This is a genomic window from Candidatus Frankia nodulisporulans, from assembly GCF_902806475.1.
Classification (GTDB): Bacteria; Actinomycetota; Actinomycetes; order Frankiales; family Frankiaceae; genus Frankia; species Frankia umida.
Window position 1 is genome coordinate 1 of the sequence record NZ_CADCWS010000210.1, and the last position, 7369, is coordinate 7369.

Below are 7369 nucleotides of genomic sequence, written 5' to 3' on the forward strand. Positions count from 1 at the left end.
CCGGATCTACCGCCATCCCCTTTGCGAAAAGCCTGACTCACGGTTGTCTTGGTGAGGCCGGACGAACGTGGTCTCGCCCACCTGATGGTCTGCTCCCGCGTCGCACTCGTGGGGAGGTGGGCGGAGCCGCCGACTCCGGGCTGTCGCCGAAGCGGGCCTTTCGTCGGGGGGAGGCCCGCTTCGGCGTTTCAGCGCGCCGTTGTGGTGTCGTGGCCTGTGACGTGCGATGTGCGTGCTGGAGGGAGGCCCCGGCGCCGGGGTGAGGCCGGGTGTCAGAGCGGACCGAACAGGCGAACCGTAACGCACGGTGATTTACCGTTCGGGAATTCGCGGATGTGCTTCGGTGCGGGCGTGCCAGATCTCGACATCCGGTCGTGGACTGTGCACGGAAAGCTGCCTGTACGACGTTGTACGGCGATCCGCGGGGGGCTTGTTCGCAGCGGCGAGAATGAGTTTATCTCGACAGACTGCGATCGTTTGTGAACGCAGCGCTTCATCGGGTGCGAGAGATGATCATGAGGTCCTATGGGGGGGAACCCGCGATGCGGGTGTGCCACGACATGGCCGGTCGGGGCCGGGTCGGTTCGCGGACGCGAGGGCGTTGACGCGACCGGCCCTGGCGCTCGCCGATGCCGTCCCGTTCGCCGCCGGGGGGCTGGCCGTCGCACATCCGCGGGTCGTCACCGTGCTGCTGCTGTCGCTCGCCGGTCTGCTGGTCTCGACGCACGGCCGGCTGCTGGACGCCCTCGACGGCCTGCCCGGTGACCGGATCAATCCGGTCCGGCGGGCCAGCCCGCTGGTGCGGGGGCAGGTGAGCCCGGTCGTCGTCGCGATGGGCGCGGCGGCGGCGGGCCTGGCGGTGACGATCGGGGCGCTGCTGCTGGCACCTACGGTGACCCACGGGCTCGGGTTCGCCGGGCTCGTCGTGCTGCGGACGCTTCAGGTCACGGCACGCCGGGTCACGGCGGCACCGACGGCGAGGGTCATGGTCAGGGCGGCCCAGTGGCTGGCCGACGCGGTGGTACCCACGCTCGCACCGGCCGCCGGGGTGCCCCTGGGGGTGCTCGCCGCCGGTGGACGGCCCGGGGTGGAGGCGTTCGTGCTGGCCGCGGGCTTCGCGTTGGGCGCCGCTGTCACCGGGGCCACCGTGGTCGGCCTGCGGGACCTGCCCATCGACCGACTCACGGGACGGCTCACCACCGCCCTGATCACCGGGGTGCGGCTACGGCGACCGAGCGGGTTCGTCTTTCCGTCCCGTTACGTGCTGCTGGTCTGCGCGGCGCAGGCGGGGCTGCTGATCGCCGTGGCCGTGGTGGTGGGATTCGGCCTCGCCGACGATCCGGGCACCCCGACGGCGGGCCACGGTCTGGCGGCCTGTTCCGCGCTGGCCGCGGCCCTGGTCGCGGCGATCGGACTGGTCCATCTGCTGCGTTCGGGTGCGCCCGGCCTGGATCCGGTGCAGCGGCGTCCGCCGTCGCCGCCCGGCGCCGGATTCACGCTGATGAACCTGCTGGCCTGCCACCTGGCGGCCATCGCCTGGCTGTTGACCACCCCCGGCGCGCTGCCGTGGTGGACGTCCCCGCCGGTTCTCGTCGGCTGGGCGCTGACCGCGGCGATGTGGGTCCGGCCCCGCTGACCGGGATCAGGAGGCCTCGGCGGTGGTCAGTCCCGCGAGGGTCGCGGTGGTGGCGTGCAGGGGGCCGAGGACCCGCAGGCTGCGTTGGTGGGCGGCCAGGTAGCCGGCCCGGGCGGCGGGCGCCAGCCGTCCCCGCCGCCGTTCGACCTCGCCGTAGAGGCCGACGGCTGCCAGCGCCCGCGGATGATCCGGTCCGAGTACCTCCTGGCAGGTCGTGACCAGTTTCTGGGCGTGGTCGGCGGCCCGCTCCGCGGCACCGCTGCGCAGCGCCAGCCGGGTCAGATGCGCCAGGGTGACCAGGGTCGCCGGGTGGGTCGGACCGAGGATGTCGCCACGCGCCGCCCACACCGCGTGCAACATCTCCTGTGCCTCGTCGAGCTGGCCCAGTTCGGCGAGCACATCACCGATGTTGTTCCGGGTGGTGAGCGTGTCGCGGTGGGTGGGGCCAAGGGTGGGCACGCGACGCTCGAGGGTCAGTTTCAGCAGCTCCAACGCCTCGGTGAAATGGCCGAGTTCCCGCAGCGTGCGGGCCAGATAATGCTGCGTCGTCAGGGTGTCGGCGTGGCTGGCGCCGAGCAGTCGGACCCGGGCGTCCAGAACCCGGCGGAATCCGGGCTCGGCGTCGGCCTGCCGCCCGAGCGCCGCCATCACCCGGTACAGATCATGCTCGACGGCCAGCACGTCGGCGTGTTCGGCACCGAGCAACGGGCGACCCATCGCCAGCACCGTCTCGTAGGTGGCGACGGCCTGGGTGGGATAGCCGGTCGCGCGCAGGAACCGACCGCCCCGCGTGGCGGCGACGAGCAGTTCCGGCGGTAGCCGCAGCCCGGCGCGGACCGCATCCGGGATGTCGGCGAGCAGACCCAGGGCCGCGTCCCAGTGCGCGCGTAGCCGCGCCCACCAGGCCCAGTGCTCGGGATCGCGCGGGTCGAACCCGGTGGCTCCGGCCAGCAGTGCGGTGACGGCCTCCAGGTAGTCCGCGGGCCGCTCGCCGTACACGGCGTGGCGCCGGAAGCTGTCCTGGACGAGCGGGTGCAGCCAGATCTGCCACTGTGCCGGAGCCGCGTCCGAAACCGGAGCGGCCGGGGCCGAGGAGCCGTTGTCGCTGGGCCGCACGGGACGGACCGGTGTGGTCGTCGAGGGCGGCGGGGACGGCACGAGTTCGATGAGGCCCTGGCCGGCGAGGGCGTCCAACAGATCCCACACCTGGGTCGGTCCCAGCTTCCCGAGCAGCGGGCCGGTGCTCAGCGTCGCGGGATCCAGCAGTTCCAGCGGGATGAGGTCGCATCCGAAGCAGGCGAGCAGGGTCAGCAGCGGGCGGGCGGCGGGCCGTCCCTGGTCGGTGAGGACCTGCAGGGACAGCTCCCAGGTGGGGCCCGACCAGCGCACGTTCGCGGTCACGGCCGGTGGTCCGCAGCGAGGCGCCGTCGAGGGCGGGGGAGGTCCCGTCGAAGTCCGGTAGGACCGGCCCCGCTCCGCCGGCGCGCAGGACCTGCTCGTAGGCCAGGTAGGTGCGTGGCACCTCCTGGTCGCCGAAGTGCGCCGGCATCCGCGCGGTGCGGGCGAGGAAACGGCCGGCGAACCCGAGCGCCAGCGGGAGCCCGCCGAGGCGACGTCCCAGCATCCGCGCCTCGGCCGTCGAACCGGCGCCCGGGCCGGCGAGGGTGCGCAGCGCCGCGCCGGCGTCCTCGTCGGCCAGGACCCGAACGGGATGGAGCGTGACCCAGCGCCCGTCGGGGCTGTCGGGGCTGTCGTCCTCGTGGGGGCCGGCCTCGGCCGGCCAGGCGGACCTGTCCCGGGTGGTGACGACCACCATGCCGCGGGTGCCGTCCAGCCGGCGCAGCCATCCGCTGCCGTCGAGAAGTTCGCCGCCGGGCAACGCCAGCTGGGCCGCCGGATCATCGACGTTGTCGATCACCAGCAGCCACGGTTCGTCCAGCGCACGCAGGTAACGCCACACCAGGTCGGGCAGGCTGCCATTGCGCAGCTCGTGGCGGTTCGCGCCGAGTTCCACCGCGAGCGCCGCCATGGCCGCCGGCACCGTCGCGGCCGCCGTGACATTGATCCACCAGGTCCGGACCGCGCGTCCACGTGCCCGGTCGGCCAGGGCCAGAGCGACCGTGCTCTTGCCGATCCCACCCATCCCATACAGAACGTGCACCCCACCGTGGCCGGCGTCGGCATCGGTCGGATCGCCCGCGGCCGCGGGCAGGTGGGTCGAGAGCCGGGTGAGAATGTCCTCGCGACCGAACAGCGTGCCGATGCGGTTCAACCGGGCGACCGGAGGCGCGACGGTGATCGTCGCGGCGAGCTCGCCGGCTCCGGTGCCCTCGCCCTCTCCATCGCCCCGGTAATCCCGGTTATCGCGGCTGTCTCGGACGGAGCCGCCGCCAGGGCGCGGGTCGGCACTGTGTTCCTCGTCGGCCGGGCGCGCGCGGCGCAGACGCATCCAGGTGGCCGTCCAGTGTTGGAGTTCGGCCTCGTCGGACACGCCGCAGGCGCGCAGCATGTCGGTGAGCAGGTCCGCTGGCTGCAGGCCGGGTAGATGCGCACCGCTGAAGTAACCACCGGCGGTGCTGGCCGGAATCCGCACCCGCTGCGCGACGGCGCGGATGCTGAGCCCGGCTCGGAGCCGCACGCTGGTCAGCGCCCGGCCGAATTCGACATTGGTCGTGATAGCTGCCAGATCAATCGGCTCATACACGCGTACATACCCCAGGAGCGAGAGTAGCAGACCGTGGTGGTTTACCTGCACCAATATGCCGTGGCCTGACGTGTGTAGGGATAGCAGGGTCCGAAAAGCGACAGCGACCACCCGCCCCGACGATGCTCCGTCCACCCGCCAGGGGCCATCATGCGACACTGACCCGCTGCTGAGGAGGGATATGCGGACGGCTTCAGGGGAGCCCGTCGAGGGCGCCCGGGACCGTGCCGATGATCCCGGGCCGTCCGATGGTGTCGGGGTGCCGGTCGGGCAGGTGATCGTGGTCGGTCTGGAGGGCCTTGGACGGCTCGGGTTGCGACTGGTCGAGCAGCTGAGGGACTCCGGCGTCGGCGTGGTCGGGGTGGATGACCGGGTGACCTCGGTGGCGCGTCGCCGCCTCGAACGGCTCGGGGTGCGTCTGGTGCTGGAAAGCCCGCACGCCCCGGACGTGTTGCGCGAGGTCGGTGTCGCGCGGGCCCTGGCGGTGGTGGTCTGCCACGAGACCGACCTGGAGACGCTGCAGACGGCGCTTGTCGTCGCGGAGGTGGCGCCGCGGGTCCGTCTGGTCGTCAACGTCAACAACGCGCAGCTCGGTGATCAGCTGGCGGACGCGCTGGGGCAGGCTCGGGTGCTGAATCTGGCCGTACTCGCCGGGCCGAGTTTCGTCGAGGCCTGCATACGCTCCGCCGTCACCCACGCGTTCACGATGGGCGCCCGGGCTGACGCCGAGGTGTTCGCCGTCATCGAGGAGGAGATCTCCGGACGGGGCGCGTTCCGGGCCCGTTACGGCGATCTCACCCCCATCTCGTTGCGCCGGGCCGGTGAACGCCGCGGTGAGGTCTGCCCGCCGCGGGACACCCCGCTGCATCCGGGCGACCGGCTGACCGTCCTGGGTCGGCTCGCCGAGTTCGACGAACGCGGCATGGAGGTCTCCGGCCTGCACGACGCGCGGCTGTTCGCGACCCTCGGACATCGCGGTCACGGCGCTGGCGTGGGCAGCGCCGCCTCGTCGGGTCGGCCCTCGTCGGGTGACGGGCTGGCGAGGATGTCGGGCCGGCCGCGATCGCGGCGCGGTGGTCTGCGGTGGGTCAGGGACCTGGTGGCCTCGGTCCGGGGCGAGCTGGACCGGCCGTTTCGACTGGCGATCAGCGTCGTGCTGGCCATCATGGTCACCAGCACGGTGGTTCTGTCGCTGACCTACACCGACAACAACAGCGCCGCGCCGGCGAACTTCGGGCCGGTCGACGCGCTCTACCTGACGGTCGAGACGATGGTCACCGTCGGCTACGGAGACTTCAACTTCGGCGCCGCGGACCAGTGGCTACAGGTCTTTGGTATCGGGTTGATGCTGTTCGGGGCGCTGTCGATCGCCGTGGTCTACGCGTTCATCACCAATGTCATCATCAGCCGCCGGCTGGAACGGGCGCTGGGCCGTGGACGGGCCGGAGCGGTCCGTGACCACGTGGTGCTGTGCGGTCTGGGTTCGGTCGGTGTCGCCACCATGGACGGGCTGCTCCAGGCCGGCCGTCAGGTCGTCGTCATCGAACGGGACGAGAACAACCGTTACCTCCCGGTCGCGCGGGAACGGTCCGTACCGGTGATCATCGGGGATGCGACGGTGCGCTCGACGCTGCTCGAGGCCGGTCTCGCGCACGCGACCACGATCGCGGCGCTCACCAGCGATGGTCTGGCGAATCTGGAGGCGGTGCTGTCCGCGCGGGAGGCCCACGACGAGCTGCGCGGTGGCCGGGGCGCCACGGACGAGCCTACGGACCGTCGACACGACCATGGCGGACGAGGTCGAGCGCCGGTTCGGGATTCACACCGCGCGCAGCGCCGCCGACCTCGCCACGCCGTACTTTGTCGGGGTCGCGCTCGGGTACGACGTGCTGAGCACCTTCTACGTGGATCGGACACCGTTTCTGGTGGCCCGGATGACCGTGCGTGGCGGCGGTCACCTGGTCGGCCCGACGCTGCAGGAGCTGGCCACCGGCACCCGGGTGCTCGCGGTGCGCCCGGCGTCCGCGGCGGATGCGGCGAACTCCCGGCCCGGTCGGCACACGCGGCTGTGCGCGGGTGACGCGCTGCTTGTCGTCGGGCCGGTCACCCGCATCGTCGACATGGTGCGTCGTAATCAGGCGGGCGGCCTGGAGACCGCCGCCGAGTTCTCGGGGCCCTGACGGCGTCGAGGATCTTTCTGGTCGGGGTCCTCCTGTTCGGGGGATATCTGGTTCGCGGCCAGGGCTTCAATCCTGGAATCAACCGGAATGGCGGTCGGATCCCGCCGAACACGGTCTGTTGCGCTGGGTTCCGCTGGGGAATGTTCCGGTCAGTTTCCGTGACCAGGATGCCGCGACGAGAAGCGGACCCGCGCGGATGCGGGCGCATACCCACCAACGCAGGGCAGGGGGGCCGACATGGCCGAGAACAGGACAGTCGGGACCGGACGGGCTGGGCATGACGCTGGCAGGACGACCCGCCCGACACGAACGACCGGGATGGCCGGAGCCTCTTCGGTGGCGGGGACGCGGGCGGTCGGCGCCGACGGCGGGGATCGGGGCGAGCGCGAGCTGGCCCGCTGTTGGGACGACGATCCGCGGTGGGCCGGTGTCAGCCGCACCTACACCGCACATGACGTGGTGCGGCTGCGCGGAAGCGTCGTCGAGGAACACACACTGGCCCGGCTCGGCGCCGAGAAGCTGTGGCGGTCGCTGCACGAGTCCGACTACGTCCAGGCGCTGGGTGCGCTGACCGGTAACCAGGCCGTCCAGCAGGTCCGGGCGGGGCTGCGGGCGATCTACCTGTCCGGTTGGCAGGTGGCCGCGGACGCGAACCTGGCCGGGTAGACCTATCCGGACCAGAGCCTCTACCCGGCGAACTCGGTGCCGGCGGTTGTCCGGCGGATCAACAACGCGCTGTTGCGCGCGGACCAGATCGCCTGTGCCGAGGCGGTCCATGCCTCGAGCACGGTCATTCCCGCCCCTGCCGCCGCCCCCGCGGTTCCCTCCGCGGGCACGGTTTCCTCGACC

5 protein-coding genes and 1 pseudogene are annotated in these 7369 nt (G+C 72.0%); 4 read left to right on the top strand and 2 right to left on the bottom strand.

All coding sequences use genetic code 11. From position 1 onward, the window contains the following. The first annotated feature begins 601 nt into the window (after nucleotides 1-601). Nucleotides 602-1636 carry a 4-hydroxybenzoate polyprenyltransferase gene (locus G6R24_RS16195; RefSeq protein WP_163550079.1) on the top strand — a complete coding sequence of 345 codons (1035 nt, stop codon included), beginning with the start codon at nucleotides 602-604 and terminating at the stop codon, nucleotides 1634-1636. Nucleotides 1637-1642: 6 nt separating this feature from the next. Here the strand turns inward: G6R24_RS16195 and G6R24_RS22595 are convergent, their stop codons facing one another. Beyond that, nucleotides 1643-3037 carry a tetratricopeptide repeat protein gene (locus tag G6R24_RS22595; RefSeq protein WP_225438608.1) on the bottom strand — a complete coding sequence of 465 codons (1395 nt, stop codon included), beginning with the start codon at nucleotides 3035-3037 and terminating at the stop codon, nucleotides 1643-1645. Between the two features lie 136 nt (nucleotides 3038-3173). On the opposite strand from G6R24_RS22595, the gene G6R24_RS22600 reads away from it, so the two are divergent. Beyond that, nucleotides 3174-4181, top strand: a complete 1008-nt coding sequence (locus G6R24_RS22600) for a hypothetical protein (RefSeq protein ID WP_225438609.1) — start codon at nucleotides 3174-3176, stop codon at nucleotides 4179-4181. On the opposite strand, the pseudogene G6R24_RS23770 reads toward G6R24_RS22600, so the two are convergent. Next, nucleotides 4158-4499 (bottom strand): annotated as a pseudogene (locus G6R24_RS23770) (helix-turn-helix domain-containing protein); the annotation flags it as partial. The gene G6R24_RS22600 and the pseudogene G6R24_RS23770 sit on opposite strands and share 24 nt — an antisense overlap. 22 nt (nucleotides 4500-4521) lie before the next feature. Between G6R24_RS23770 and G6R24_RS16205 the strand changes: the two are divergent. Continuing rightward, the gene (locus G6R24_RS16205) at nucleotides 4522-6420 is read left to right on the top strand and encodes an NAD-binding protein (RefSeq protein ID WP_391530386.1); all 1899 of its coding nucleotides are present in this window, start codon (nucleotides 4522-4524) and stop codon (nucleotides 6418-6420) included. Nucleotides 6421-6838: 418 nt separating this feature from the next. Beyond that, nucleotides 6839-7186, top strand: a complete 348-nt coding sequence (locus G6R24_RS16210) for a beta/alpha barrel domain-containing protein (RefSeq protein WP_225438610.1) — start codon at nucleotides 6839-6841, stop codon at nucleotides 7184-7186. Nucleotides 7187-7369 lie beyond the last annotated feature (183 nt).

Coding starts and splice junctions, on each gene's coding strand:
- G6R24_RS16205 (WP_391530386.1), top strand. CDS start 4,522: ATGCGGACGGCTTCAGGGGAGCCCGTCGAGGGCGCCCGGGACCGTGCC.
- G6R24_RS16210 (WP_225438610.1), top strand. CDS start 6,839: ATGGCCGGAGCCTCTTCGGTGGCGGGGACGCGGGCGGTCGGCGCCGAC.